Source organism: Shewanella goraebulensis, from assembly GCF_030252245.1.
GTDB lineage: Bacteria > Pseudomonadota > Gammaproteobacteria > Enterobacterales > Shewanellaceae > Shewanella > Shewanella goraebulensis.
Genome location: NZ_CP126972.1, coordinates 1,481,459 through 1,507,454, shown reverse-complemented (window position 1 = coordinate 1,507,454; position 25,996 = coordinate 1,481,459). Strand labels below are relative to the sequence as shown.

Here is a 25,996-nt window from a genome sequence, read left to right as displayed (position 1 = left end):
CTTAAGCAGCGATGAGCAAGCCAATGATTAACTTTGAATGGATTTACTTTTTTGATCTCTGTGGTACTGCAGTGTTTGCCCTTTCGGGCGCCTTAGCAGCAGGTAAACATCGCATGGACCCATTTGGAGTGATAGTACTTGCTTCAGTTACCGCCGTTGGTGGTGGCAGCATACGTGACGCTCTAACGGGCGCAACCCCCGTATTTTGGATTAGCGATGCTAATTACATTATCGTCATCTTAGCCACGGTGTTTGCTTGTTTTATTCTCGTAAGGAAACCACATAAACTACCAAAGTTGACCTTACCTATTGCCGATGCTCTTGGGCTTGCATTATTTACTGTTATTGGCGCTGAAAAAGCACTGATGTTAGGACTATCCGGTATGTCAGCTGTTATTATGGGCCTCATTACTGGTGTAGGTGGTGGTATAATCCGCGACTTACTTTGTCGCCAAGTTCCAATGGTATTACGAACAGAGATCTATGCCACAGCATCTATTGTCGGCGGTATCTGCTACACCTTAAGTATCGAAGTAGGAATGGATAGCATTAATGCATTATTTTTTGCTATGTTTAGTACCTTGATTATTCGTCTAAGTGCAATACGCTGGCATCTATCTCTACCCGCGTTTGATTTAAAAAGTAAGAGGCCCTAAGTGCGAATTATTGGTTTGTTATGTGGTATTTTTTGCAGTTTATTGAGTGTAAGCAGTAATGCCGCTGTTGGTGATATGCCAAAAGAGCAACAGATGGCAGTCCAATACATGCAAGCATTGACCGATCATGACTATCGCTCTCTCAGACGTTTTTATAACCGAGATAGTGTGTTTTACGATAAAACAGCCAATGTCACCTATCAAGGCGGCAGGCATATTATTGATTTCTTCGAACGCGCTCATGAAGGCGTTTTAGAATACAAGTTCAATATTGAGCACATGTTTAATACGGGCTCATTAGTGGTGATGATTGGTAATTATCACCTTCGTGGCCCAGGTGAGCAATTTGGGAAACCGGGAAAAATTATTGAGATAGCAATCCCCGGTGTCACGACACTTAAATTTGATATGAATACTGAAAGGATGACTGAACAAGTCGACTTGATGGATTATCAAACCATGTCAGACCAACTTCAAACGCAATAACTGGTTAGATTTCTAAAACAAGTTAAATAGCTAACACGTAGACAATAAAAAACGACTCAATTGAGTCGTTTTTTATGTCGGTTTAAACAGCCTGTTAAATCAGAACTTGTTACACCAAAGTGATTTTAGCAAACTTACGTTTACCCACTTGGAATACCGCCGAAACACCCGCTTCAAAAACCTGACGTGTATCGGCAAGCTTTTCACCGTCCATCTTCACAGCGCCTTGCTTAATCATACGCATGCCGTCAGATGTAGAACCAACTAAACCCGCAGTCTTAAGTAAGTTAGCAATCGCTAGCCCTTCACCTGCTTCAAACTCCATCTCTTCAATATCATCCGGCATTGCACCTTTTTGGAAACGATTGATGAATTCTTGATGAGCCGCATCAGCTTGTTCTTGGTCGTGGAATCTTGCAATGATTTCTTTTGCTAAAGCAATTTTCACATCGCGTGGGTTTTGACCATTGGCAATGTCTTCTTTGAATTGCGCAATTTCAGCTAATGGACGGAATGACAATAGCTCAAAGTAACTCCACATCAAATCATCTGAAATTGACATGATTTTACCAAACATTTCGTTAGCAGGCTCACTGACACCAATATAGTTATGAGCAGACTTAGACATTTTCTTCACGCCATCTAAACCTACTAATAAAGGCATCATGATAACCGTTTGTGGTTTTTGACCTTCAGCTTTTTGTAACTCACGACCCATTAATAGATTGAACTTTTGATCCGTGCCGCCCAGCTCTACATCGGCATTTAGCGCAACTGAATCATAACCTTGTAAAAGTGGGTACATGAACTCATGAATAGCAATGGCTTGTCCTGATGCATAACGTTTTTTAAAGTCATCACGTTCCATCATACGAGCAACGGTTTGTTTTGAGCCTAAACGGATCATCCCAGCTGCACCTAAGGGCTCTAACCAGCTTGAGTTAAATTCGATACGAGTTTTCGCAGGATCTAGAATTTTATACACTTGCTCTTTATAAGTTTCAGCATTGGCCAGTACATCTTCACGAGTTAACGGAGGACGAGTACTGTTTTTACCACTTGGATCACCAACCATACCGGTGAAATCGCCAATCAAGAAAATCACTTCATGACCGAGCTCTTGAAAAGTACGAAGCTTGTTCAAAATTACAGTGTGGCCTAAGTGAATATCTGGAGCGGTTGGATCTGCACCTAGCTTAATTCTTAAAGGACGTCCTTCTTTAAGTTTTTCTAGCAGATCAGATTCGACTAAAATTTCGTCGGTTCCACGTTTAATTTCTGCTAACACTTGGTCTAAATCAGCCATTTCGGCACCTACTCCTGCAGCTTTGATAAAAAAATAAGAGGCCTATGTTACTTGTTAGCCACGGTAATTGAAAGTGTGTACACTAAGGGGATTACAACGAAAAAGAGAAACTGGTACATAGGTCGATGGCAAAGCTAATCACTTTAATTAAATTACTGCCAAAAGCGCATCAAATTGCACTGAGTTTATTAGTTATTTTCACGATGATTATCGTGTTATTCCCCTCTGATGACGCTAAAGCATCCAAACAAGCCCAAGTCGGCACTGTCGATATCTCTGATCGTATCAATGCTTTACAAAATAGTAGCACTGATGACAGCGAAACACAGTTCCCAAATAAACAATCTGAGTACTCTGTACCATTAGCTTTTCGTACCCCAACACCACCGGGACAAACCCAACAGCAAGCCAATCAATCAATACAAAAGCAACACCCACTGACTCCTTCAAAGGATAGCAGCCCGATTGCTGATTTAGATCCATTAACGACATCTCAAAATACCCTACTTAGCGCTGAAAATGATGTCGAAAATGCCGTGCCTTACCGTGAAGCTGATTTGCTGTCTCATAAAACCTTTAAGGTGGCCAAAGGGGATACATTTGGTGGATTGGCAAATCGTGCAGGATTAAGCCCAAGAGATGTTTACCAAATCACTCGCCTGCCTAAATCAAAAAAGAATCTGCTTAAAATCATGCCCGGCGAAGAAATCATCGTCACTAAAGATGGCCAGGATGAAATAACCCAGATCAGTTATCAGATGGATAAGATTTCTACTTTGTTGATCAGTAAACATGACGATAAATTTGAAGAAAAGGTCAATGTTAAAACCATTACCCTCGAAAATAAATTTATAACCGCTAATATCAGTAGCAACTTCTGGAATGCAGCAGCAACGGCAGGTTTATCTGCTAACCATATTATGCAACTGGCTAACATTTTTGGTTGGGATATCGATTTTGCATTAGACATTCGCAAGGATGACAGCTTCTCGCTAATGTTTGAGGAAGAATTTGTTGACGGACAGTTTATTGGTACGGGCAACATCTTAGCGGCTGAATTTTATAACCAAGGCGAACGTTATACTGCAGTGCGTTATACCGATGGCGAATACTACTCAGAATCAGGCAACAGTATGCGAAAAGCTTTTTTACGCTCACCTGTTGATTTCAAATACGTCAGTTCAAGCTTTAACCCGCGTCGCTTACACCCGGTTACAGGGCAAGTAAGAGCCCATAGAGGTGTAGATTATGTTGCTGCAATTGGCACTCCAATTAAAGCTGCAGGCCGAGGTAAAGTCATTGAAGCGAGCTACAACAAATACAACGGTAATTATGTTTTCATTAAACACAATGATACCTACACCACCAAATACCTGCACTTAAACAAGCGCAAAGTAAAACGTGGCGACACGGTTAAACAAGGCGAAATTATCGGAACCCTCGGTAAAACAGGGCGCGTCACTGGCGCACATTTACATTATGAGTTCATCGTAAATGGCGTTCACCGCAACCCAAGAACCATAAAGCTGCCACAATCGAATCCGATTGATAAAAAAGAAAAGAGCCAATTTACCGCATTGAGTAAACAGCTCATGACTAAAATTGAAAAAAATAAACAACTACAATACGCCAATAATTAAGCAAGAGTTACCCAAACAGGTATGAGTGTTTCATCAACTCGCTCATACCTTTTGTATTTCGTGTTCAATGTGTTTCTACATTTCGTTAATTTGAGCAACCCACTATGACTGCACCTACAAACAAACATCACTATTTCATCGGTTTAATGTCTGGCACCAGCATGGATGGTATTGACGCTGTTTTGGTAGATTTTGCAGACAATAAAAGTCAGTTAGTTGCCAGTCATACCGTTGACATTCCTCAACATATATTGAATCAATTGCACCGTTTATGTTCCCCTAATACCGATGAAATCAATATCATGGGACGAATGGATCGCGCAATGGGTTTGTTGTTTGCTCAAGCTATTAATGAGTTACTTGCTAAAGCGAAAATTGATAAAACTGATATCATCGCCATTGGTAGCCACGGACAAACAATTAGGCACATGCCGAATCTTGAACATGGTTTTACATTACAAATTGGCGATCCTGAAACCATTGCTGTTGAGACAGGAATTAATGTCATTGCTGATTTTCGCAGAAAAGATGTCGCGTTAGGTGGGCAAGGGGCGCCATTAGTCCCTGCGTTTCATCATGCTATGTTTGCAGATAATAAAGCTCCAAGGGTTATCCTCAATATTGGCGGCATAGCCAATATCACTTACCTGCCAAATAGTTCAGGCTCACAATCTGACAATGCGGTTCAAAACAGCGATGAGCAGGTCATTGGTTTTGATACCGGCCCAGGTAATACCTTAATGGATGCATTTATTCTGCAAGAGCAACAACTCCCATTCGACGAGTCAGGCAAATGGGCTGCTTCTGGCACGACTGACGATGATTTCTTACAGCATCTACTTTCTCACCCATACTTTGCCATGACATACCCAAAAAGCACAGGGCGTGAATTGTTTAACCAAGCTTGGTTAGAACAGCAAAAAGCCAACTTTTCACATTTAAACCTTGCTGATATTCAATCCACTTTGCTTGATCTAACCTGTCATAGTATTGCAAATGACATAAACAGCTTATCTGATAAAGGTAATGTATTTGTTTGTGGCGGCGGTGCGTTTAATAAAACCCTAATGGAGCGCTTAAGCCTATTACTCCCTAATTGGACTCTATCGACCACTAGTAACATTGGCATGGATCCCAAATGGGTAGAAGGAATCGCTTTTGCTTGGTTAGCCATGCGTAACCATCATGGTTTAAGCGGTAACCTGCCAGTAGTTACAGGTGCAAGTCGTTTTGCGGTGCTAGGAAGCTTATATCGCGCTTAAAAGCGTTAATACGCCCCCAATAGCCAACCGAATGACTACGATGCATTAAGTACAGCTATGAGCTACGGCTCTGTAGTCTACATACTTCGACGTAATCCTTTCTTGGCTAATCTTTCTTATTATTCCTGATTATCTCTTCTTTATGGACCTCTATTTAGTCACCTCTTCTTTACTTTCCTTTTATGCAATCCTTGTTGCATCATCTTTCCATATTCAATTCACACCTTAAACCATCTAAAATTCATATTAGCATCATTGAATTAATTCACTTTTACTGCTTAACTCTTTTGAGTGCTATCTTTAAACAATTTCTAAGTGATTTATTTATAAGCGATAGTTGGGAAAACTAATTAGCAATTAACTTAAGCAGTATTCAAATTTAATAAGGACAGTTAAATGAGTATTCAGCAAAAAATGTTAGCAGAGTTTATTGGTACTTTATGGTTGGTTTTAGGAGGTTGTGGTAGTGCAGTAATCGCAGCAGCCTTCCCTGAAGTTGGAATAGGCTTACTCGGTGTCGCTTTAGCATTTGGTTTAACCGTACTAACTATGGCTTTCGCAATAGGTCACATTTCAGGTTGCCATTTAAACCCTGCGGTATCTTTTGGTCTTTGGGCTGGTGGGCGTTTTCCGACCCGTGAGCTAGCCCCATATATCATTGCTCAAGTGGCTGGTGGTATTGCTGGTGCGGGCATTTTGTTTTTAATTGCCAGTGGACAAGACGGCTTCAGTCTCACTGGTGGGTTTGCATCAAATGGCTATGCACAGCACTCACCTGGCGGTTATAGCATGATGTCGGTGTTAATATGTGAAGTCGTAATGACCTTATTCTTTTTATTAATTATTCTTGGCGCGACAGATCAGCGCGCGCCAGCGGGCTTTGCGCCTATTGCTATTGGTTTAGGGCTCACCTTGATTCATTTAATCAGTATTCCGGTATCTAACACATCGGTAAACCCAGCAAGAAGCACAGGTCCAGCTTTGTTTGTTGGAGATTGGGCTATTTCACAATTATGGCTATTCTGGGTCGCTCCCATCGCCGGAGCAATTCTGGCTGGCATGATTTATCGCTTTTTTGATACCCCACCTGAAAGCTAGTCACATATATATGCTTTATCATTAGAGCACGCAAAGTGCTCTTTTCTTTTTTAAAAGTAACAGTCAATGTTATCATGCCATATTCGCGTAATTAAGCGCCAAATCAGTTCCTTTTTGTAATGAGAGTTCACCATGAGCAGTAAACCAAAATCAATCGAAGACCAATTAAACATGACACCTGAAGCACGCTACGATTACCTTGTTGAGCAAGTTAAACAAGAACAATCAATTTGGAGTCTGCAAGACCAAGATGGTTGTGTGATGCTGACCACAGAGGATGAAGACTGCATCCCAATGTGGCCTTCAGAAGAAGCTGCCAAGCTATGGGCTGTTGATGAGTGGAAGGATTGTGAACCCCTTTCAATCCCATTAAATGAGTTTCAAGAACGTTGGGTAAGTGGCATGTCGGAAGATGACTTATTTGTCGCAGTGTTCCCAGTTCAAGAAGACTTAGGTGTGGTTATCCCACCGTATGAGCTTGACTCACGTTTAACTCCAAAGAAACAAGCTAAACATTAATAAAAACAAGATAGCTTATATATTTGCTACTTACACTCAAGCTAAAAGTTAAGGCATTATGACTGATAAAAATTTACCGCAGCAAGATGCTGAAAAGATAAATATTGTCGAAGCAGAAAATGAAGCTGTTATTTTACCTAACACTGAAAAAGCAGTATTTCCGAAACGATTAATCGCATTAATGGTAGTGTACGTCATTACTTCTGTAAGTGGATTAATGGCGCAACAAGGCGTCTTATTATGTGCATTAACTTTAATGATGGTATTGGGTGTAGCAGGTAGACAAAAAGCGGCACTTTACATGTTACGGGCCTATGGCATCTTACAATTAGGCTTATACAGCATGCTGCCTATTATCATGTATGACCCTGATAATATTGTTGCAGGACCGACCACGGTAGATTTTGGCTTTATGCAAATGGTGCTACCTGACTGGGTTATTTTCAGTGTGTTAATTGCTTTGGCTTTAGTGCAGGTATGGATTAGCTTTAATAAAGCAGTGTTTAAATGGTTTAAGCCAAGAATGAACTTTAATATCATGAGTTAAACCAATTTTAGATACAAAAAAGCCGTCATTCGACGGCTTTTTTATTTTCTATGTCATCATTCAATAAGCTGAATTAAACAGAGAAGCTTGCACCACAACCACAGGTTGTTGTGGCATTTGGATTCTTAACAAAGAAGCGAGAACCTTCAAGTCCAGAAGTGTAATCTACTTCGCCGCCGACAAGATATTGTAAACTCATAGGGTCAACAACCAATTGAACACCTTGCTTTTCAATAGTGAAATCACCTTCATTAACTTTTTCGTCGAAAGTAAAACCATATTGGAAACCTGAACAACCACCACCTGTAACGTACACACGAAGTTTTAATTCTGGGTTCTGCTCTTCTTCTAGCAGTCCCTTCACTTTGGTTGCCGCAGCATCGGTAAATTGAATTGGCATTGCTGCATCTGTTTGTTCAGTCATTACTACCTCTAACTTCAGTTTCAGGTCGGAATTATCTATTACCTGACTAATTTGTTCAAGTATTACTCTTAGTTCTTTTTTAGCTTTCTAGTAACTCTGAGATCTCGAACGTTTGCTCAATGCGTCCACCTTTAACACCACGACTAGCGCTAACTTGAACAACCGCTTTAATTCTCTGTAAATCAAACCCTTGTGGCAAACTTATTTCAGCATCGAACATTTGAAAGTATCTAAAGCCAAAATTAAACTGCTCAATCTCTAAGTCGCTTAACGAAATCTCCACTTGTTTTTCATTTTGCACTCCTACTAAAACAATGTCGGCGACCCCTTTAACAATGCTTTTTCGTTTTTGCAGTTGGGTTAAAATCAATCGCATTTGGTAGCTATCAGGCAATAAACCTTTCGATAGTTCAAGACCATGAATAGCAACACCATCAATCTCTTTTTCTGGTGACACTAGACTGCGGTAAAATGCTAATTCTTGTTCAAGTGTTTTTTGTTGTTGAATTTGTTTACCAAACATTTGTTTCATGTTGGCATTAGCTTCTTTTTCAATTGAAAGTGCCATATCAAGACGGGAAACAACATGAGATTGTTGCTTAAGTTCAGTCTTAAGCGCGGTTATTTCAGCAGCTTCATGTTCTGGTTCAACGACTTCAGAAATGAAAACAGTATGACTTAAAACCCCAACCACAAAACTGATAATAATTAACGCTGATAAATATAATCCCGATGAACGAAGTTTACGTTCTTGAACTTGCAAGCGGTCAAGCATGCGATGATAATTTAGCATTAGGTAACAAGCCCTTAATAAAATACAATGACAACAAATCGCCCAAATATGGATCTTAGGCAATACAGTGCAAATTAAGATAAATAAAGCCGCTATTATTCACACCAAAGCAGCTACACGCAAATATCTTCGTAATGAATTGAGAGATAAACTTTCTCAGTCGAAGATTAGTGTGCAACTTTGCGCTTTAGCACTGTTATTTGCCATAATAGCCTCAAGCGTCATCATCTTATTCAGACTATTACTGAGTTGGGCGCAAGTTCACACCATTCCTGAAGCGACCAATTTTGCCAGTGCCGTCAGCGACTGGCGTACTTACTTGCCAATTGTTGGCGCTATTCTCATTTGGCTGTTTGCAGGCCTCGGTTCCAAACGTTATCGACGCATGGGAATAGCCTATGTCATGCATCGATTTAAGCTGCATTACGGTAAAGTGCCACTGCAGTCCGCACCAGGTCAGTTCTTTCAAGCGTTAATTGCGTTAATCGCTAACTTTTCTGTTGGTAAAGAAGGACCCGCAATTCATCTCGGCGCCGTCAGCGCCAGTTATTTAGCTGAAAAGTTTAAATTACCAGACAATAGTGTCCGTGTTATGTGCGCCAGTGGCATTGCAGCAGGTATTGCAGCGATTTTTAATGCACCACTTGCTGCGGTACTTTTTGTATTTGAAGTTATCGTCCGCGAATACAAAATCCACTACTTTTTCCCGATAATGTTATCGGCTATATGTGGAGCGTTATCGAGTCAATTAGTGTTTGGTAACATTCACGAATATGACTTAATTACCGTAACGCGGATCCCACTGGATCATTACCCTATTCTTGCCATTGGCGGTATTGTGCTGGGCTGCGCTGCTGCAGGGTTTAATCATTCACTGTTAAAAATGACTGCAATAGGCCAACACTGGCCGCTGATTTATCGGCTCATGATAGCTGCAAGCATCACTACCTTAGTGGGGTTATTTTTACCCCAAGCGCTGGGCTCTGGTGATTTAGCGATTCAAGCAACCATTATCGACAGCCCCAGCTTAATGTTCTTGTTGGCATTATTAATCGGCAAAATTATAGCGACCATTGCAGCCATTGGCTTTGGCATTCCAGGTGGATTAATCGGTCCGCTTTATGGTATTGGCGCATTAATCGGCGCAATATTAGCCTTAGTAAGCGCCATGTTTTTCCCGTCTATAGCCCCATATGTAGGTTTGTATACTGTCATAGGTATGACTGCAATGATGGGTGTCTGTTTAAGTGCGCCACTGGCGGCACTGGTAGCTCTACTTGAGTTAACCAATGACGCGTCAATTATACTACCTGCGATGTTTGTTACTATTCCGGCTTTCTTGATTGCCTATCAAGGTTTTAATACCAGCTCAGTCTTTTTAAAACAGCTCGATATTATGGGGCTTGGATACAAGGTGCCACCTGTTAACCAAGGACTGCAAAAGAAAGGCGTTCGAGCCATCATGGATAAGCGCTTTGTCATCGTAAATGATAATGATGAGTTGTTACTTGAAGTGATGAAACGCGCTGAAGGGCGACCAGTAATGGTACGTAACTCTGAATCTCAAATCGAAATGCTCAGTATTGAAATGCAATCATTTGAAAACTCCACAACATTATCACGTCAGCCAATGGAAGGTTTTTCTGATACAGCCACATTAAATGAAGTTTACGAGTTATTGGCGATTAAGCGACGTGGTGAAGTGTATATTTACCATGGCAATACCAATAATATTGTCGGCGTTATTAGCTGGGCGACATTATGGCAAGAAATACGCTCTGGCCAAGTGTAAGTTTCAATGTTTTTGAGACGATAAAACTCCACTTTTAAGGAATTTAGCATTGTTCTCATTTCGCTAATCAGTGTTATGTCTAAAAAGCGATAAATAATCATTAGCGAGATTTAATATTCATCAACTCTCTGTTAAAATCTCGCCTCAGCCACCCTACATAACCACAGGGTAAATAGCCCTTATTTACTCTCCTAATAATTGGAAATCAGGCTGATGACACAGTTTAGCGGTTCTCACATCCTTTCAGTTAATCAACTGGATCTTGATGCAATTAACACCATTTTTAATGTCGCCGAAGATATGACGCCTTATGCCCTGCGTGAAAAGCGCACTAAGGTACTCGACGGTGCGATTTTAGGTAACCTCTTTTTTGAACCAAGTACACGAACCAGAGTGAGCTTTGGCTGCGCCTTTAATTTGCTAGGCGGTAATGTCAGAGAAACTGTCGGTATGGGGTCATCGTCATTGTCTAAAGGCGAGTCTCTTTATGATACCGCTCGTGTGTTATCGACATATTCAGACGTTATTGCAATGCGTCACCCAGACCCTTTTTCAGTCAAAGAGTTTGCTGAAGGTAGCCGTGTTCCTGTAATCAATGGCGGTGACGGCTCAAACGAGCATCCTACCCAAGCATTACTGGACTTATTTACCATTCAAAAAGAATTGAGTCATCACGGACAAGATATTAGCGGTATGCATATCGCAATGGTAGGCGACCTAAAACATGGTCGTACAGTGCATTCGCTATCTCGTTTATTGTGTATGTATAAAGACATTCAATTTACATTAATTTCACCATCTGACCTAGCAATGCCTGACTATGTGATCAATGACATTGAAAATGCTGGTCATAAGATCACAATAACTGATCAGTTAGAAGGTAATTTACATCAAGCTGATATACTCTATCTGACTCGAATTCAGGAAGAACGATTTGCTTCACAAGATGAAGCAGACAAGTATCGTGGCAAGTTTAGGCTGAACCACAGTATTTATACGCAACATTGCAAATCTAATACTGTGATTATGCATCCACTACCGCGTGATTCACGTGCGCAAGCAAATGAATTGGATAATGATTTAAATAGCCACCCTAGCCTGGCAATCTTCAGACAGGCTGATAATGGCTTACTTATTCGGATGGCACTTTTTGCGTTAACGCTTGGTGTTGAAAACGAGCTACAACAGCATGAGTGCCCTGTTAATTGGTATTCACGAAAAGCTGATAGATAGTCAGCTAACGATTTTTTAGAAGGATTTCACATGACCCGCTCAGAAGCGCTTTTTGAACAAGCAAAACAAACCATTCCTGGTGGCGTAAACTCGCCAGTTCGTGCCTTTAACGGTGTAGGTGGTTCACCACTTTTCATCGAAAAAGCAGATGGTGCTTATATTTACGATGCTGATGGCAAAAAATATATCGATTATGTTGGTTCTTGGGGCCCGATGATTTTAGGTCACAATAATCCACAAATTCGTCAAGCGGTATTAGAAGCGGTTGAGAACGGTTTATCATTTGGTGCGCCAACTGAACTTGAAGTGAAAATGGCTGAGAAAGTCATTGAAATGGTGCCATCAATCGAACAAGTTCGTATGGTTAGTTCTGGTACTGAAGCAACAATGAGTGCAATTCGTTTAGCACGTGGCTTCACTAATCGTGACAAAATCTTAAAGTTTGAAGGTTGTTACCACGGCCATGCTGACTGTTTGTTAGTTAAAGCTGGTTCAGGTGCATTGACTCTTGGGCAACCAAGCTCTCCTGGTATTCCTGAAGATTTTGCTAAGCACACACTGACAGCGGTTTATAACGACCTTGATTCAGTGCGCGCTATCTTCGAAGAGCACCCAGAAGCTATCTCTTGTATCATTCTTGAGCCTGTTGCTGGCAACATGAACTGTATCCCGCCAGTTGAAGGTTTCCTTGAAGGTCTTCGTGCTATCTGTGATGAGTTCGGTGCACTAATGATCATTGATGAAGTAATGACAGGTTTCCGCGTTTCTAAAAGCGGTGCACAAGGCCATTACAATGTTAAGCCTGACTTAACGACATTAGGTAAAGTTATCGGTGGCGGCATGCCAGTAGGTGCTTTTGGTGGTCGTAAAGATGTGATGCAGTTTATTGCTCCTACAGGCCCTGTATACCAAGCAGGTACGTTATCGGGTAATCCAATTGCTATGACTGCTGGTTTAGCGCAAATGGACGCTTTATGTCAGCCAGGCCTTTATGAAGAGCTAAGTGCTAAAACTAAGCGTATCGCTGATGGCTTCAAAGCCGCTGCTGATAAGCACGGCATCCCATTAAGCATTAACCAAGTTGGCGGCATGTTCGGTTTCTTCTTTACTGAAGACACAAACCCAATCACCAGCTTCGACCAAGTGACTCAATGCAACATGGATCACTTCCGTAACTTCTATCACTTAATGCTAGATGAAGGTGTTTACTTAGCGCCAAGCGCTTATGAAGCAGGCTTCTTATCAATGGCTCATGGTGAAGAAGAACTTGAGCTAACGCTTGCAGCAGCTGATAAAGCATTTGCAGCTTTAAAAGCACTTTAACTTGTTAATGAGTTAGCTGTAAAATAACTCAGTGGCAAGTTAAAATACGAAAATGTAAAAAGGACTGGTTATCATCAGTCCTTTTTATTGCTTGTTTATATAGACAGGCTGCAAAAAGGCGCTCAAAGCGCCTTTTTATATGAAGTTTAATGTATTAATTCAATGTTCTTATCTACTAAAGCTATCCACTGAACCTACTTACTAAATCCATTAGCCAAGCTTTTCACCAAATCAGGACTCTCAACAAGTTCACGAGTAATTAGAACTTAAAGTATTTGATTCAGGGTATTTATATTGCAGGCACTTTAAATTTTGAGCCATCGATTTCCAGCACCACATCTCTTGGCCTAATTTCAATAATCTCAAGTTTACCTTTAATCGTATCTCCCTCTTGAAGCTCTTTACCATCAACATTTAACCAACGGTTTTCGGCTGCAGAAGAATACACATGAGCTTGTATATTAAATTCAGGCACTTGCAGTTGCACACTTGCTGGTAGTTGACCGTAAGGTGGTATCTCGTCTTGCTTAGGTGTCGTCGGGATAGGGTCGAGCTTTTCAGCTGTTACTGGCGCATTGGCTGAATTTTCATATTCAACCTCTTTCAAAGCCGCTTCAAATGCTGCCATTAAATTATTAGAGTTATCAACCACCGGTTTATTTGTAGGCTCTGTTGGCGCTCGCTGGCTTTGCTGTTCGTAATTTACATCGCTAGCAGCTGCGCTGACTTTCATCCGAAGTGCATCAAGATCTGATGGTTTTCTGTAATTGGAATTCGCCCCCAAAATTATCGCTTCATCTCCATATAAAGCTTGTAGCTCTGCAGCTGTTAACTGTCGCTCGCTAGATGATTTGGGTTCGCTATTATTTGATCTAGAATTACTTGATCCTGTATTAGTTGAATCAAAGTTAGAATAGTCATTTACAGACGCAGTATTTGAGCGAGTTTGTTGATTGCTCGCGTTCCCTGACGAATAGCTTGATTGAGAATAGCTTTGCTCTTTAGGCTGATTATTAGCTGTCACTTCACCACGATTATTATTTAAACGATAATCGTATACCACATCATTAGCTGGTTGCTGCTCAGCTCTTGATACAAACTGAGTTGAACCGTTCACCTGTGATAAAGGCTTCGCAATAGGTAAAGCCACTTTGCTTGCAATTCGAACTTCACTTGAAGGCTCAGTATTGATATCTTCAGTTGTGGAGTTTTGATTTGAGTTTTCATTCCTTACACTAGTATAAGTAGCTTGAGACTCAATGGTATCTTTCACTGAAGAGCTTGGATCGATTAATTTTGATAATCCCCAAGCTGATGCCACGCCCGCAATAATCACCCCAGCTAACACCAGATACTTAAGCCAAGCATGGCTAGCCACTTGCTGGTAATTAGCTCTAGGTGTGAGCACAGCATCGGGTAGTTCGCCCATTTGCTGCTGCTTTTCTTTGGTTACCGCATCTAACAAAATCGACATTAACTACGACCTGCTTGTTGGCTCAATCTCGGACCTTGCTGATTGAGGTATAAGTTAATTTGTACCAGCGTTTGATTACCCGCGATACCATCAGACTTAAGTCCGTGTTGACGTTGAAATGCCATTAGCTCTTGCTCTAATTGACTATCGAACGAATTCAATAATCTTGATGAGCGTTGCTCTATTGTCGCTAAACTATTTTCCAACCATTGTATCTGCGACAAATTAGATGTGCGGCTAATTTCTCTTGGAATTTCTCCAGCCGCTTTCCAAAGTAATTCAAAGGTGCCGCTAAAATGGCGATTAAACCAATCTTTGTTCACCCAAAGTTGTTGCTCACTAAGCTGAAGCAAAATCTGCTCACCTTCTCTTGCAACCACTACGCCGTAAAACTGGTTGGCTTGTTGATCTTCTAAGTACACCACTGCTGGATAGTTTAATCGAGCAATACTGTTCCAGTTTCCTTGTTGTTGATGACATAACAAACCTTGCTGTTTTGCCGCCTGGCATGCAGTTAAACCAATAATGGGTTGTTTATCCCATAAAGCAAAAAGTCCGGCGAATGCATTATCGATACTGCGACTTTGTGCCATCGCCGAGCGAACAATCCCCTGACTTCCATTTGATTTGCTCAAATTGGCTTTTTGCTCTGCTTGAACCGGTAATTGACTTTCTTTCGCTTGTTCAGATTGAGACTCAGGAAAAAATAGATAAAACGACACACCAAAAGCGACAATTAACGACGCCGCAATAGTTAATGGCCATTTATTATTAGACTCAACAGGAATATCACCTAATACTTCTGCAGCTGCTTGCTTAATCATATGATGATCGATTGGCACTTTAGATTGGCCATAACCAGCCATTAATGCTCGCTCACACAATAGGTTGGTTAGTCTTGGAATGCCGCCACTGAATTTGTGTAATGCTTTACAGGCTTTTTTAGTGAATAAAGGCTCGAAACGTCCTGCAACTTGAAGTCGATGCTGAACATATAGTTGAATTTCCTCAACTGTCAGCGGCAGCAAGTGATAACGCGCGGTAATTCGCTGCGCTAGTTGTCTTAACTCTTGGCGCTTCAATAATTGCTGTAGTTCAGGTTGACCAATTAAAATAACTTGCAGTAACTTTTTAGTGTCGGTTTCTAAATTAGTCAATAATCGTAACTGCTCAAGCACTTCAGGACGAAGGTGCTGGGCTTCATCAATGATAAGTACGGTATTACGATCATTCTTATGATTGTTCAGCAGATATTGGCTGATAAGATCGGTGAGCTGTTTAATGGACGGTGACTCGCCATATTCGATACCTAATTCATCACAAAGCGTTGCCAGTAATTCTTGTTCAGTTAAAGAAGGATTAAGAATAAAAGCAGTATCGGTATTATCTGGCAATTGTTTAAGTAAACAACGAGATACTGTAGTTTTACCCGTACCTACCTCACCAGTTAATAGTACAAAGCCGCCCGTTTCACCTAAGCCATAGGTTAAATGAGCTAATGCTTCTCGGTGACGGTCACTGAGAAATAAATAATGCGGGTTGGGCGCGATTGAAAATGGATTATCATTCAATCCATAAAATGCTTTATACATCTGGCCAAAAATCCTTATTTAAAACTGACGGCTCAAGTTATATCTTGCTGTAGTGCTTGTCAAAATTTAGCAGCAGAAATGTTACTCGTGCTAAGATTTACATTAATAAACTTCAATTTGTACTGTAGTTAACCACCTGCAATATTGATTGATACTAAAATATAAACTTTATGAATTAATTCGATCAGGGTAAAGACGTTTATGAAAATCTATCTAGTGGGCGGTGCAGTTCGAGACGCTCTTTTATCTTTACCCATAAAAGATAAAGACTATATGGTCGTAGGTGGCTCAACAGAAGAAATGTTTGATTTGGGCTATAGCCAAGTAGGCAGAGACTTTCCTGTATTTTTACACCCTAAAACACAACAAGAATATGCCCTCGCCCGTACAGAACGAAAAAGCGGTCAAGGATATGGCGGCTTTAGCTGTGAAGCCAACAAAGAAGTCACACTAGAACAAGACCTACTTAGACGAGACCTTACGATTAATGCTATGGCTCAAGATGATGAGGGCACAATTTTTGATCCTTATAATGGCCAGCGAGACCTTAAATTACGTTTGTTGCGTCATGTTTCTGATGCGTTTGTTGAAGATCCGTTAAGGGTATTAAGAGTTGCCCGCTTTGCAGCTCGATTTGCCCATCTTGGCTTTGATATTGCTGATGAAACCATTGAACTAATGAGACAAATAAGTGATTCAGGAGAGCTAGATTACTTAACGCCAGAGCGTGTTTGGCAAGAGCTAGATAAAGCCCTCAGCACAGAAAACCCCGAAGTGTTTTTTCAACAATTGAGAAAGTGCGGCGCATTAAAAGTGCTTTTCCCTGAAATTGATGCGCTATTTGGTGTACCACAGCCAGAGAAATGGCACCCTGAAATCGATTCAGGGATCCACACTATGATGGTGCTGCAGTCTGCAACTCAGCTAACAGATAAAAAAACGATTCGTTTTGCAGCATTAGTTCATGACTTAGGAAAAGCAATCACCCCAAAAGAGTTGTGGCCTAAACACCATGGTCATGGGCAAAAAGGTTTACCTGTAATTAAGAAGCTATGCCAACGAATTAAAGTTCCTAACGAGTTCAAGGAGCTTTCTTTACTCTGTAGCGATCAACATCAGAACATTCATAATGCCCAAGAATTAAGACCTGAAACCATCATAAAAATATTCGATAAAGGCGACTTTTGGCGAAAGCCACAACGTTTAGATGATTTACTTATTTGTTGCCATGCAGATATTCGCGGTAGAACAGGATTTGAAGCAGTTGAATATCCACAAAGTGATTATTTAAAACAGTGTTACCAACTCGCCAAAGATATAGATGTACAGCAAGTTATTTCTGAAGGATTTAGAGGCGCTGAAATAAAACAGCAATTATCAACTCGTAGAGTGGAAGCTATAGGCTTATATAAGCAATCTATAACTAAAGTTTGAGTATTCAATAATCAATGGTCGAAAAAGAGTTTGGCATTATTTAATAGAAATAGTACTAACGGATGTTAATTCTGTTAAACCTCAGACTAATAAATAAACACCTCTTTGAGGATTAATTGATAAATTTATGAAGAAATTTGCTTCAATCTATTAGATTTACGAAGTTTTTTGTCATATTTATTGGTTTTTGGTATAGCAAAATCTAAAAGCTGTGACATAATTAAAGCGCTGCTGAGCAATATGCTTCAGCAATTTATTACAACCTATAATGAAGGGATTTTCCATGAACAAGAAAGTACTAATGATTGCTGGTGTTGCTATGACTGCTCTTTTAGGTGGCTGTGCAAACACTACTGCTTTAGAAGAAAGTGTTGCTAATCTAGGTAACAAAGTAGATCAACTATCTGCTGAAGTTAGCTCTTTAAAGTCTGATCAAAGCAAACTTGCTGCTGATGTTAAAGATACTAAAGCTGCAGCTATGGACGCACAAGCTGAAGCGTCACGTGCTAACGACCGTATCGACAACATGGCTTCTTCTTACAAAAAGTAAGAATACATGAAAATTAGCTTATTTATATAGGTTGATTATTAGGGCTTGATAATAGTAATAGCACTAAGTGTTTATTACCATTTCAAGCCTTAATTGTTTTTAGGCTTTATTAAACTCATTTCTATTACACCCAACCTCTTTTAGCCTAAGCCTTTAAACCAGTCACATTGAACTAAAAGACCAATAACCCACCTTTGCCTTCGATACTGTAATATTTCAGTTAACAAATTTTAGAAGCAACAGTTTCCAATACAACAAACAATACTATTTTACTTTTGCCGTAAGTAACAAGTAATCAAATTCCAAACCTGTCACGGGCTTTTGTTTAATGTCATGTTTGAGTTCGTCGTTAATTCGCCAGCCCAGATTATTCATGTCTAATAATGTCATTGCTTGTTCACCTGTGACATCTGCCGTAAAATTAATCGATGTTGATTCTATTAATTCAATATCTTTAGGTAAATTTAATTGCTGAGGTTTTTCAGATAAGTTGTCATAAATTTTTTGCTTTAATTGCCACAAGTGCCTTGGTGCAGGAACCAGCATTAATAAAACACCCTCTTTTTTAAGGATCCTTAAACACTCTTTTCCTTTCAGTTGCGCATCAAATAAGGTAACCACATCTAGTGATTGATCAGAGAAAGGTAGTTTCTTAAACGGACTCAATAATAAATTTGCAGGTGTATTATCTTTACTCGCGGCAAAAAGCGCATTATTTGCTTCTGAAACACCCCAATGAGTGATTTCATCGTTATCAGCACTTTGGGCTATTGAACGTAAATAAAAACCGTCAGCACACTGATAGTTCAGATGGTTCACATCTTTTATACCCTTAATAGCCTTATTAAAAACGGCTGACAGCTGCTCAGTTAAAGGTGCAAAAATACCTGAAGCCATTAAAAAGCGTTTTGAACGTAATTGATCACGACTCTCACTTGAGCCTTTAAACTTTGGTGACGTTACAAACGACCAGTATCCTTGAGCGTTTTTATCAAAATGATGTTTATTATCACAGTAATAGCCCTTTGATGACTCATGAAAGTGAAGCTTTGCAGCGCAGGTTGGGCAATTCAGGATTGAGTTCATAGCGAGCAGACTTCCTTTGGGGTTATTACTATCATCAAAAAAGATAAATTAAACAAAATAAAAAACGGGTAAAATACCCGTTTTTTTGGTCTGACTGAACGTTTATTTTACAGGAAAATAAAACCACATAATACAGCACCTAGCATTAAGCGATACAGCACAAATGGCGTCATACCAATTTTACTGATGATTTTCAAGAAGAAGAAAATACAGGTATAAGCGGCGACAAATGAAACTGCAATACCAAGTAGAATCTCAGTGTAGTTAAAAACAACATCGCCCGCTAAAGCATCTTTACTCATCAATATTGCCGCGCCTAAAATCACCGGAATCGACATTAAAAAAGAAAAACGTGCAGCAGCGTCACGATTAAGCCCTAGCATTAATGCCGCTGTAATCGTGATACCTGAACGTGACGTCCCTGGGATGATTGCCATTGCTTGGGCAAAGCCAATAAGCAAAGCTTTGCGCCAGCCAGTTTGGTACTCTGTTAATTCATTTCGCGCCATTTTATCACCTACCCAAAGCATTAAGCCGAAGATAACAGTGGTGATAGCAATAACACCAGGTCCACGTAAGTATGTTTCGATTAAATCTTTCGCCATAAAACCAAAAAATACCGCTGGCAATGTCGCTAAAATAATCCACCAAGCTAATTTACTGTCTTGGGTATGCACACCTTTAAATATACTGTTAATCCATGCGGTTAACATCGCCCATATTTCTTTTCTAAAATAAATAACTACGGCCAACAACGAACCAATATGCACGGCAACATCAAAAGCTAACCCTTGATCTTCCCAACCTAAAATTTGTGAAGGTAAAATTAAATGTGCTGAGCTTGAAATAGGTAAAAATTCAGTAAGCCCTTGAATAAGAGCTAATATAATGACCTGAAGCGTGTCCATGGTGTTCCTTTAAAAATGTACTTATTATTTAAATAATATATTGAAAGTGAGCTGATTTTTGCTCGCTATCGCGAAATAGGCGTATCCGACTAAATAATTGACGAGCTATTTAGAAACTAGTTGCGGAAAGGCGAACTCGATCGGCCAGATATTCTGACTCGACTTATCATAGCTATCCCATAGGTCTTGATACGACTGTTGTGTGATAGGGTGTGCCAGCAACGGGGCAATCTCGGATAATGGCCATAATACAAATGCATTATAAAGAATCTCACCTCGAGGAAGCTCAATAGGCTGATGACAAACCTCATCATCGTAAAGCAGTAAATCTATATCCAAACTCCGAGGGCTAAACTTTTTCTCGCCCCGAATACGTCCATTTTGTTTTTCAATTCGCTTAAATGTGGCAACAACGTCAGTAATACTCATATCAGTATCCGCTGCAGCAACCATATTTAAGAAATTTGTACCTTGAAAACCAACCGCTTCACTTTCGAACATTCTTGATAGCGTAAGCTTGCCAAAATATTGATGTAAATCCACTAACCCTGAATGCATATGTTCCACAGGATCAATGTTGGTTCCCAAACTGATATAAATACGTGCCATTAACTAATCCGGTAATATACAGAGTAAATATGAAAAGTTGATTAATTGAAGCATGGAAACTGTCAATTAAATGTGATGATGGACTTTCAGACCTCACCACGATATAAAACTGTACTAAATATGACCACGTTCAATGACAACGCCAACTGATTTTGCCGTTGGTACCGCTCCTGGTTTCATAACAGCGACCTTAACCCATAAAACATTAAATTCAGACATTAAACACTCAGCAGTCATCTCTGCGACTGTTTCTATAAGTTCTATTGGTTTTTCTGTGATTAATGCCGTTAACCGATTTGAAACTGTCTCGTAGCAAAGTGCATGTTGATAATCGTCTGACGCAGCAGCAAGCTTATTGTCCCACGCCATATCAAGATCGATAAGTAAGGTTTGATGAATTTGCTTTTCCCATTCATAAATACCAATTACTGTTTCTACTTTTAGCTCGCGAATTAAAACTTTGTCCATGTGAACTCCACGCTTTACACTTCTTATCATAAAAATTTCAGCTTAAAGGGCTGAAAATCACATCAAATAGCAGTTATTATAGTTTTAGCCTTTTTCCTGAGCAATTAAAGCAGTAGGATAGCGGCTGCACTTAGCAATATCAGATAGTTTAAAAGAGCTTATTAACCCTGTAATTACAATTAATCTCTTATGAAATTAATGAATGGGCGATAATACCCTAAGACGAGTAAGGAAACCAATTTGAGCGCTGTTACAATCACGATTCTGATGATTATAACCGCCTACTTAGCCGGTTCAATTTCAAGTGCCATTCTTGTATGCAAATTACGAGGATTGCCGGACCCGCGTTTAGAAGGCTCAGGAAACCCAGGGGCAACTAATGTGCTTAGGATTGGTGGTGCCAGTTCTGCAGGTTTAGTGTTATTTTTTGACATGCTAAAAGGCGCAGCGCCTAGTTATTGTGGCTATCTTTTAGGCCAAGACGCAGTTTCACTTGGCTTAATTGCCATCGCAGCTTGTCTTGGTCACATTTTCCCTATCTTCTTTAATTTTCAAGGTGGTAAAGGTGTCGCTACGGCTTTTGGTGCCATGGCCCCCATTGGTGGAGATTTAGCGCTATCATTAATAGTTACTTGGATTGTGTTTGTCTTAGTGACACGTTATTCATCTCTTGCAGCTATTCTGACCGCAATGCTTGCCCCTATTTATACATGGTGGCTAGATGACAGATTTATCATTCCTGTCGCTATGCTATCTTTGTTAATTGTCATAAGGCACAAAGATAATATTAAACGTTTAAGGATTGGTGAAGAAAGTAAGCTGTCACGCAAAAAGAAGACCAATAATGAACAAAGCTGATTAAGCGATTGATTGAAGATAGTACCTTTACGGTAGTTATCAGCTTAAACGAAAAAACCTAAGCCATGGCTTAGGTTTTTGTCTTTATATCTATCGTTATACCGCTGCTAAGGTATCTAATGGCCAGCGTGGTTGACCTTTAACTTCAAGATCTTCTGTTTGACCCGCCTTTAAGCGCTGTAAACCAGCATAAGCGATCATCGCACCATTATCAGTACAAAACTCACCACGAGGATAAAACACTTCACCATTTAGTTGTTGCATCATTTCAGCAAGGTTTTCTCTTAAACGGCTATTAGCGCTGACTCCACCTGCAACCACTAAACGGTTATAGCCAGTTTGTTTTAATGCACGTTTGCATTTAATCGCTAAGGTATCTACAACGGCTTCTTCAAACGCACGAGCAATATTAGCGCGAGTTTGTTCATCATCAGGTTCTGCGGCAATGGTATTTGCGGTAAATGTTTTCAAACCAGAAAAACTAAAATTAAGCCCTGGTTTGTCAGTCATAGGCCGTGGGAACTTGTAACCTGCTTCTACTCCCTTTGAAGCTAGCTTGGCAAGTCTTGGGCCTCCTGGGTAATCTAAGCCCATTAACTTAGCGGTTTTGTCAAAAGCTTCACCTGCCGCATCATCGACTGACTCACCTAAAACTTCGTATTGGCCAATACCATTCACTTTAACCAACATTGAGTGGCCGCCAGATACTAATAAGGCTAAGAAAGGAAACTCTGGTGAATCATCTTCAAGCATTGGCGCTAATAAATGCCCTTCCATGTGATGCACCCCAATAGCAGGTTTATCCCATGAATATGCTAAAGAACGGCCAACACACGCCCCCACCAATAATGCACCAATTAAACCTGGGCCTTTGGTAAAAGCAATACCATCAATATCATCAACCGTTGAATTCGCTTCTTTTAAAGCTTGCTTAATCAAAGGTACAATTTTTCGAACATGGTCACGAGATGCTAGCTCTGGTACCACGCCACCATAGTCAGCATGTAATTTTACTTGGCTATATAATGCATGTGACAACAACCCTTGCTCATCATCAAAAACGGCAATTCCAGTTTCATCACAAGACGTTTCAATACCTAAAACCCGCATAGCAGCTCATATTCCTAAAATTGTAAGGGCGGCAATTCTACCTGTTGATGCAGCGTTATTCCAGTAAAGCTCGACTATCTGCAAAAATATGACAAGCGAATTACACAAACTCAGTTATAAAGGGGGTTTACAAACGCACATATCTCGGTGTAGAATTCCGCACCATTTTATTAAATAGCCTTGGTTAATCTACCTTTAATGGTAGTGCCAAATTAACTACACCTAAGGGGTGATGGCGTATGCCAATTATTAAAGTACGTGAAAACGAACCATTCGACGTAGCTCTTCGTCGTTTCAAGCGCTCTTGTGAAAAAGCTGGTATCTTAGCTGATGTTCGCGCTCGTGAATTCTACGAGAAGCCAACTTCTGCACGTAAGCGCGCAAAAGCTGCCGCTGTTAAGCGTCTAGCTAAGAAGCTTTCTCGCGAAAACGCACGTCGCGTACGTTTATACTAATCTCATTATGAGCCTAGTTGAACAGCTAAAAGACCAGATGAAAGAAGCCATGCGTGCCAAAGATAAGGCACGTTTGGGGACTATTCGTATGGCATTGTCTGCCGTTAAACAGATTGAAGTGGATACCCGCGAAACTCTGACCGATGAACAGACAATAGCCGTTTTAACCAAAATGGTGAAACAACGTCGCGATTCTATTACTCAATACGAGTCAGCAGGTCGCCCGGAGTTAGCAGCAACTGAAGCAGCAGAGATTCAAGTTATTGAAACTTTCTTGCCTTCTCCTTTAACAGAAGAAGAAGTTGCCGCAATCATTGATGAAGCTATCTCTAAGGTAGGAGCATCAACCATGGCGGATATGGGCAAAGTAATGGGAGCATTAAAATCTAAGGTTCAAGGACGTGCAGATATGGGTGCCATTGGCGGCCAAATTCGTGCTAAATTAAACTAATAGAATTTTAGTGTTGAATAAGCCGTGCATTTTGCGCGGCTTGTTTGTTTTATCTACTTGGTAATGCGAGACCTATAGCATATATGGCGATACCTCGTGACTTTATCAATGAGCTTATAGCTCGCACAGACATTGTTGATCTAATTGATCATCGTGTTCCTTTGAAAAAAGCAGGGAAAAATCACTCTGCATGTTGTCCTTTTCATAGCGAAAAATCTCCTTCTTTTACTGTCAGTCGAGATAAACAGTTTTATCACTGCTTTGGTTGTGGTGCCCATGGCAACGCCATCGATTTCATTATGGAATACGATAGGCTTGAATTCGTTGACGCCATCGAAGAACTCGCAGGTAAATTAGGATTAGATGTACCAAGAGAACAAGGTACTGGTCCTAAAAAAGATCAAGGTTTGAGTCGCGACTTATACCAATTGATGGAAGAAGCTAATCTCTTTTATCAAAGCCAGTTACGTCAGCACTCAGACAAACAAAAAGTATTAGATTATTTAGATTTCAGAGGACTTTCAGCCAATGTGGTTGAACACTTTGGAATAGGTTTTGCGCCTGACGGCTGGGACGGATTACTTAGTCGTTACCGCCAAAACCAATCAGCGCAAGACAAGCTACTTACAGCAGGCATGTTAATTGCCAACGATAACGGCAAACGTTACGACCGCTTTCGCGATCGATTAATGTTCCCTATTCGTGACCGTCGTGGTCGTGTAGTTGGCTTCGGTGGTCGAGTTTTAGGCGATGGAACACCGAAATACTTGAATTCTCCAGAAACGCCCATATTTCATAAGGGTAATGAGCTTTACGGCCTTTATGAATTGAAGCAAAGACATAGAGACCCTCAACAAGTATTGATTGTTGAAGGTTATATGGATGTAGTTGCGCTAGCGCAATTCGACGTTGATTACGCAGTTGCATCCTTAGGTACTGCCACTACAGCTGAACAATTCCAGCTATTAGTACGTAGTGCAAAAGAAGTCATTTGTTGTTATGACGGCGATAAAGCTGGCAAAAAGGCGGCATGGCGTGCATTAGAAACTGCCCTGCCTTTATTAAAGCCTGGTGATGTTGTTAGATTTATGTTTTTACCACAAGGTGAAGATCCAGATACTATGGTTCGCCAAGTCAGTAAAGAAGGTTTTGAAAAGTTAATGCTCGATGCGCTTGATTTACCTGCATTTTTATTTGAGACATTAACCAATCAATACGGTACCGACAAAAGTGCTCTGGCTAAAGAAGCCATGTCGCTTATTGAACGAGTACAAGATACTGTTTTACAGAATTTATTGTTAGAAAATCTTGCGCACAAGATCGGTATGAACAGCGCAGATGATTTAAAGAAAAAATTAGGTTTTGCCGTAAAACAACAACCTATGAATAAAAAGGGCTTACAAGGCCGCGGAACTCCATTGCGATTAGCCATTGCTTTGTTAGTACAGCGACCTGATTTAGGTTATGGCTTAGGTGCCCAACCTGCATTAGCTCACATACAAATTGCTGGCATTGATTTGCTAATTGATTTGTTAAATTTAACTCGCGAACAACAGTTTAACAGCGCACAACTACTTGAGATATATCGAGAGCACGAGCAAAAAGGTGCCTTGATTAAATTGGCCCAATGGGACCACCAAGTGGCGGATGAAAACTTAGTTCAAGAGTTTAAACAAACCCTGATCTGGTTGAACAATCAATATATTGAGCAGCGTTATCAGGAATTGAGTCTTAAACAAACTCTAACGAAAGCTGAAAAAATTCAGCTAACGAAGCTGATTTCAATAATGAAAGGCATCGCATAACTGCATTTTTTATTTTAAAAATGTTCAGTTAAGCAATGTCATGGACTAGCGTACTTTAGTTCATACAGCTATAATTGACGATTTGCTTGACACTTATGCTTCGGCAGGTGTCCAGTC

The 25,996-nt window shown here is 40.4% G+C and carries 26 protein-coding genes; 16 read left to right on the top strand and 10 right to left on the bottom strand.

Annotated elements, in window-relative coordinates; genetic code table 11:
* Window positions 1-23: 23 nt before the first annotated feature.
* A complete protein-coding gene (locus QPX86_RS06315; protein ID WP_220751662.1) occupies window positions 24-656 on the top strand; it encodes a trimeric intracellular cation channel family protein in 633 nt (210 codons plus the stop codon).
* The gene (locus QPX86_RS06310; RefSeq protein ID WP_220751659.1) at window positions 657-1,142 is read left to right on the top strand and encodes a nuclear transport factor 2 family protein; all 486 of its coding nucleotides are present in this window, start codon (window positions 657-659) and stop codon (window positions 1,140-1,142) included.
* Window positions 1,143-1,251: 109 nt separating this feature from the next.
* On the opposite strand, the gene tyrS is transcribed toward QPX86_RS06310, so the two are convergent.
* Window positions 1,252-2,448, bottom strand: a complete 1,197-nt coding sequence (gene tyrS, locus QPX86_RS06305) for a tyrosine--tRNA ligase (RefSeq protein WP_285164661.1) — start codon at window positions 2,446-2,448, stop codon at window positions 1,252-1,254.
* Window positions 2,449-2,573: 125 nt separating this feature from the next.
* Here tyrS and QPX86_RS06300 point away from each other — a divergent pair, with 125 nt between their 5' ends.
* From QPX86_RS06300 to QPX86_RS06280, 5 genes are all read left to right on the top strand, one after another.
* Window positions 2,574-4,088 (top strand): peptidoglycan DD-metalloendopeptidase family protein, encoded by a 1,515-nt coding sequence (locus QPX86_RS06300; protein WP_285164660.1) that lies wholly within the window; start codon window positions 2,574-2,576, stop codon window positions 4,086-4,088.
* 104 nt (window positions 4,089-4,192) lie between these two features.
* Window positions 4,193-5,350: an anhydro-N-acetylmuramic acid kinase gene (locus tag QPX86_RS06295; protein WP_285164659.1), complete on the top strand. Its 1,158-nt coding sequence runs from the start codon at window positions 4,193-4,195 to the stop codon at window positions 5,348-5,350.
* A gap of 396 nt (window positions 5,351-5,746) precedes the next feature.
* Window positions 5,747-6,448 (top strand): aquaporin Z, encoded by a 702-nt coding sequence (gene aqpZ, locus QPX86_RS06290; RefSeq protein ID WP_220751655.1) that lies wholly within the window; start codon window positions 5,747-5,749, stop codon window positions 6,446-6,448.
* A 132-nt stretch (window positions 6,449-6,580) separates the two neighbouring features.
* On the top strand, window positions 6,581-6,967 hold the full coding sequence (locus QPX86_RS06285; protein WP_220751654.1) for a DUF2750 domain-containing protein: 387 nt from the start codon (window positions 6,581-6,583) through the stop codon (window positions 6,965-6,967).
* A 58-nt stretch (window positions 6,968-7,025) separates the two neighbouring features.
* Window positions 7,026-7,514, top strand: coding sequence for a hypothetical protein (locus tag QPX86_RS06280; RefSeq protein ID WP_259651190.1), 489 nt, complete (start codon window positions 7,026-7,028; stop codon window positions 7,512-7,514).
* 73 nt (window positions 7,515-7,587) lie between these two features.
* Here QPX86_RS06280 and erpA read toward each other — a convergent pair whose 3' ends face one another.
* Both erpA and QPX86_RS06270 read right to left on the bottom strand, forming a co-directional pair.
* Window positions 7,588-7,938: an iron-sulfur cluster insertion protein ErpA gene (erpA, locus tag QPX86_RS06275; protein WP_055024237.1), complete on the bottom strand. Its 351-nt coding sequence runs from the start codon at window positions 7,936-7,938 to the stop codon at window positions 7,588-7,590.
* A 79-nt stretch (window positions 7,939-8,017) separates the two neighbouring features.
* The gene (locus tag QPX86_RS06270) at window positions 8,018-8,731 is read right to left on the bottom strand and encodes a DUF6776 family protein (RefSeq protein ID WP_220751653.1); all 714 of its coding nucleotides are present in this window, start codon (window positions 8,729-8,731) and stop codon (window positions 8,018-8,020) included.
* 67 nt (window positions 8,732-8,798) lie between these two features.
* Here QPX86_RS06270 and QPX86_RS06265 point away from each other — a divergent pair, with 67 nt between their 5' ends.
* The 3 genes from QPX86_RS06265 (at window position 8,799) to hemL (ending at window position 13,079) form a co-directional block, all read left to right on the top strand.
* Window positions 8,799-10,523 (top strand): chloride channel protein, encoded by a 1,725-nt coding sequence (locus tag QPX86_RS06265; protein WP_285164658.1) that lies wholly within the window; start codon window positions 8,799-8,801, stop codon window positions 10,521-10,523.
* Window positions 10,524-10,736: 213 nt separating this feature from the next.
* Window positions 10,737-11,756 carry an aspartate carbamoyltransferase gene (locus QPX86_RS06260; RefSeq protein ID WP_220751651.1) on the top strand — a complete coding sequence of 340 codons (1,020 nt, stop codon included), beginning with the start codon at window positions 10,737-10,739 and terminating at the stop codon, window positions 11,754-11,756.
* Between the two features lie 30 nt (window positions 11,757-11,786).
* Complete coding sequence (hemL, locus tag QPX86_RS06255; protein ID WP_285164657.1) at window positions 11,787-13,079, top strand: glutamate-1-semialdehyde 2,1-aminomutase; 1,293 nt, start codon at window positions 11,787-11,789, stop codon at window positions 13,077-13,079.
* A 289-nt stretch (window positions 13,080-13,368) separates the two neighbouring features.
* Here hemL and QPX86_RS06250 read toward each other — a convergent pair whose 3' ends face one another.
* Complete coding sequence (locus QPX86_RS06250) at window positions 13,369-14,553, bottom strand: general secretion pathway protein GspB (protein ID WP_285164656.1); 1,185 nt, start codon at window positions 14,551-14,553, stop codon at window positions 13,369-13,371.
* The gene (locus QPX86_RS06245; RefSeq protein ID WP_285164655.1) at window positions 14,553-16,145 is read right to left on the bottom strand and encodes an ExeA family protein; all 1,593 of its coding nucleotides are present in this window, start codon (window positions 16,143-16,145) and stop codon (window positions 14,553-14,555) included. Before QPX86_RS06245 ends, QPX86_RS06250 begins: the two co-directional genes overlap by 1 nt.
* A 201-nt stretch (window positions 16,146-16,346) precedes the next feature.
* Between QPX86_RS06245 and QPX86_RS06240 the strand changes: the two genes are divergently transcribed.
* Window positions 16,347-17,579 carry a multifunctional CCA addition/repair protein gene (locus tag QPX86_RS06240; protein WP_220751648.1) on the top strand — a complete coding sequence of 411 codons (1,233 nt, stop codon included), beginning with the start codon at window positions 16,347-16,349 and terminating at the stop codon, window positions 17,577-17,579.
* Between the two features lie 283 nt (window positions 17,580-17,862).
* Window positions 17,863-18,129 carry an Lpp/OprI family alanine-zipper lipoprotein gene (locus QPX86_RS06235; RefSeq protein WP_102529730.1) on the top strand — a complete coding sequence of 89 codons (267 nt, stop codon included), beginning with the start codon at window positions 17,863-17,865 and terminating at the stop codon, window positions 18,127-18,129.
* Window positions 18,130-18,393: 264 nt separating this feature from the next.
* On the opposite strand, the gene QPX86_RS06230 is transcribed toward QPX86_RS06235, so the two are convergent.
* The 4 genes from QPX86_RS06230 to folB form a co-directional block, all read right to left on the bottom strand.
* On the bottom strand, window positions 18,394-19,215 hold the full coding sequence (locus QPX86_RS06230) for a class I SAM-dependent methyltransferase (RefSeq protein WP_220751647.1): 822 nt from the start codon (window positions 19,213-19,215) through the stop codon (window positions 18,394-18,396).
* A 107-nt stretch (window positions 19,216-19,322) separates the two neighbouring features.
* Window positions 19,323-20,123 (bottom strand): undecaprenyl-diphosphate phosphatase, encoded by an 801-nt coding sequence (locus QPX86_RS06225; protein ID WP_220751645.1) that lies wholly within the window; start codon window positions 20,121-20,123, stop codon window positions 19,323-19,325.
* A gap of 105 nt (window positions 20,124-20,228) precedes the next feature.
* Complete coding sequence (gene folK, locus QPX86_RS06220; protein ID WP_220751643.1) at window positions 20,229-20,732, bottom strand: 2-amino-4-hydroxy-6-hydroxymethyldihydropteridine diphosphokinase; 504 nt, start codon at window positions 20,730-20,732, stop codon at window positions 20,229-20,231.
* A 114-nt stretch (window positions 20,733-20,846) separates the two neighbouring features.
* The gene (folB, locus tag QPX86_RS06215) at window positions 20,847-21,200 is read right to left on the bottom strand and encodes a dihydroneopterin aldolase (protein ID WP_220751641.1); all 354 of its coding nucleotides are present in this window, start codon (window positions 21,198-21,200) and stop codon (window positions 20,847-20,849) included.
* Between the two features lie 240 nt (window positions 21,201-21,440).
* On the opposite strand from folB, the gene plsY reads away from it, so the two are divergent.
* Window positions 21,441-22,058 (top strand): glycerol-3-phosphate 1-O-acyltransferase PlsY, encoded by a 618-nt coding sequence (gene plsY, locus QPX86_RS06210; RefSeq protein WP_220751639.1) that lies wholly within the window; start codon window positions 21,441-21,443, stop codon window positions 22,056-22,058.
* A 96-nt stretch (window positions 22,059-22,154) separates the two neighbouring features.
* Here plsY and tsaD read toward each other — a convergent pair whose 3' ends face one another.
* Entirely contained in the window at window positions 22,155-23,168 is a 1,014-nt protein-coding gene (gene tsaD, locus QPX86_RS06205) for a tRNA (adenosine(37)-N6)-threonylcarbamoyltransferase complex transferase subunit TsaD (RefSeq protein ID WP_285164654.1), read from the bottom strand.
* A 239-nt stretch (window positions 23,169-23,407) separates the two neighbouring features.
* On the opposite strand from tsaD, the gene rpsU reads away from it, so the two are divergent.
* The 3 genes from rpsU (at window position 23,408) to dnaG (ending at window position 25,879) form a co-directional block, all read left to right on the top strand.
* Window positions 23,408-23,623 (top strand): 30S ribosomal protein S21, encoded by a 216-nt coding sequence (gene rpsU / locus QPX86_RS06200; protein WP_055024252.1) that lies wholly within the window; start codon window positions 23,408-23,410, stop codon window positions 23,621-23,623.
* Between the two features lie 7 nt (window positions 23,624-23,630).
* Window positions 23,631-24,074 carry a GatB/YqeY domain-containing protein gene (locus QPX86_RS06195; protein ID WP_220751636.1) on the top strand — a complete coding sequence of 148 codons (444 nt, stop codon included), beginning with the start codon at window positions 23,631-23,633 and terminating at the stop codon, window positions 24,072-24,074.
* An 83-nt stretch (window positions 24,075-24,157) separates the two neighbouring features.
* Window positions 24,158-25,879 (top strand): DNA primase, encoded by a 1,722-nt coding sequence (gene dnaG, locus QPX86_RS06190; protein ID WP_285164653.1) that lies wholly within the window; start codon window positions 24,158-24,160, stop codon window positions 25,877-25,879.
* Window positions 25,880-25,996: the final 117 nt, after the last annotated feature.

Coding starts and splice junctions, on each gene's coding strand:
- dnaG (WP_285164653.1), top strand. CDS start 24,158: ATGGCGATACCTCGTGACTTTATCAATGAGCTTATAGCTCGCACAGAC.
- QPX86_RS06270 (WP_220751653.1), bottom strand. CDS start 8,731: ATGCTAAATTATCATCGCATGCTTGACCGCTTGCAAGTTCAAGAACGT.
- QPX86_RS06260 (WP_220751651.1), top strand. CDS start 10,737: ATGACACAGTTTAGCGGTTCTCACATCCTTTCAGTTAATCAACTGGAT.
- folK (WP_220751643.1), bottom strand. CDS start 20,732: ATGGCACGTATTTATATCAGTTTGGGAACCAACATTGATCCTGTGGAA.
- QPX86_RS06235 (WP_102529730.1), top strand. CDS start 17,863: ATGAACAAGAAAGTACTAATGATTGCTGGTGTTGCTATGACTGCTCTT.
- QPX86_RS06300 (WP_285164660.1), top strand. CDS start 2,574: ATGGCAAAGCTAATCACTTTAATTAAATTACTGCCAAAAGCGCATCAA.
- QPX86_RS06285 (WP_220751654.1), top strand. CDS start 6,581: ATGAGCAGTAAACCAAAATCAATCGAAGACCAATTAAACATGACACCT.
- QPX86_RS06230 (WP_220751647.1), bottom strand. CDS start 19,215: ATGAACTCAATCCTGAATTGCCCAACCTGCGCTGCAAAGCTTCACTTT.
- aqpZ (WP_220751655.1), top strand. CDS start 5,747: ATGAGTATTCAGCAAAAAATGTTAGCAGAGTTTATTGGTACTTTATGG.
- folB (WP_220751641.1), bottom strand. CDS start 21,200: ATGGACAAAGTTTTAATTCGCGAGCTAAAAGTAGAAACAGTAATTGGT.
- QPX86_RS06245 (WP_285164655.1), bottom strand. CDS start 16,145: ATGTATAAAGCATTTTATGGATTGAATGATAATCCATTTTCAATCGCG.
- QPX86_RS06250 (WP_285164656.1), bottom strand. CDS start 14,553: ATGTCGATTTTGTTAGATGCGGTAACCAAAGAAAAGCAGCAGCAAATG.
- QPX86_RS06225 (WP_220751645.1), bottom strand. CDS start 20,123: ATGGACACGCTTCAGGTCATTATATTAGCTCTTATTCAAGGGCTTACT.
- QPX86_RS06240 (WP_220751648.1), top strand. CDS start 16,347: ATGAAAATCTATCTAGTGGGCGGTGCAGTTCGAGACGCTCTTTTATCT.
- erpA (WP_055024237.1), bottom strand. CDS start 7,938: ATGACTGAACAAACAGATGCAGCAATGCCAATTCAATTTACCGATGCT.
- hemL (WP_285164657.1), top strand. CDS start 11,787: ATGACCCGCTCAGAAGCGCTTTTTGAACAAGCAAAACAAACCATTCCT.
- tsaD (WP_285164654.1), bottom strand. CDS start 23,168: ATGCGGGTTTTAGGTATTGAAACGTCTTGTGATGAAACTGGAATTGCC.
- rpsU (WP_055024252.1), top strand. CDS start 23,408: ATGCCAATTATTAAAGTACGTGAAAACGAACCATTCGACGTAGCTCTT.
- QPX86_RS06295 (WP_285164659.1), top strand. CDS start 4,193: ATGACTGCACCTACAAACAAACATCACTATTTCATCGGTTTAATGTCT.
- tyrS (WP_285164661.1), bottom strand. CDS start 2,448: ATGGCTGATTTAGACCAAGTGTTAGCAGAAATTAAACGTGGAACCGAC.
- QPX86_RS06280 (WP_259651190.1), top strand. CDS start 7,026: ATGACTGATAAAAATTTACCGCAGCAAGATGCTGAAAAGATAAATATT.
- QPX86_RS06315 (WP_220751662.1), top strand. CDS start 24: ATGATTAACTTTGAATGGATTTACTTTTTTGATCTCTGTGGTACTGCA.
- QPX86_RS06195 (WP_220751636.1), top strand. CDS start 23,631: ATGAGCCTAGTTGAACAGCTAAAAGACCAGATGAAAGAAGCCATGCGT.